Genomic DNA, 761 nt, shown 5'->3' with positions numbered 1-761 from the left:
AGTGGACGGCTTGTTTGTCGTAGCGGGTGGCCAGGGCTTTGTTCTGCTTGAGGCGGTTGAAGCAGCGTTCGATGACGTTGCGGCGCCGGTAGAGGCCGGGGTTGAAGCCGCAGAGGCGTTCGCCTCTGCGGCGGCGCCCGGCGATCTGGTCGATGCGTTCGGGGATCGTGGCGGCGATGCCGCGTTGTCGCAGGTAGGCCCGGATCTTCCGGGACGAGTAGCCCTTGTCCGCCACCACCCGCACTGGGCGGGTCCGTGGCCTGCCCGGACCGCACCGGGCCACTTTGATGCCGGCCATGACCGGCTCGAGCTGGGTGCAGTCGTTGACGTTCCCGCCGGTGACGGTGAAGGCCAGCGGCCGGCCCCGCCCGTCGCACGCCAGGTGGATCTTCGTGCTCAGCCCGCCCCGGGACCGGCCCAGTGCCTCACCCGCCCACCGCCCCCTTTTCGGGCACCCGCCGCGTGCTGATGCGCCCGCACCACGGTCGAGTCGACACACACGATGGACCAGTCGACCTCGCCCACGGCGTCCGAATGCTGCTGGACGTGAGCCAGGAGCCGGTCCCAGGTCCCGTCCGCCGACCAGCGGCGAAAGCGTTCGTAGACCGTCTTCCACGGCCCGTACCGCTCGGGAAGATCCCGCCAGGCCGCCCCCGTGGACAGCTTCCACAGAATCCCGTTGACCACCTGCCGCCGGTCCCGGACCGGACGTCCCATCCGAGGCCGGGGCAGCAACGGCTCGATCACCACCCACGCCTGAT

The 761-nt window shown here is 70.3% G+C and carries 1 pseudogene; it reads right to left on the bottom strand.

Features of this window, described 5'->3' with window-relative positions:
* Window positions 1-761, bottom strand: a pseudogene (locus IE295_RS33155) (IS5 family transposase); the annotation flags it as partial.

Source organism: Streptomyces griseocarneus, assembly GCF_014655595.1.
GTDB lineage: Bacteria > Actinomycetota > Actinomycetes > Streptomycetales > Streptomycetaceae > Streptomyces > Streptomyces griseocarneus.
The sequence above is the reverse complement of the archived record's forward strand: the minus strand, read 5'-3'. Positions and strand labels throughout refer to the sequence as shown.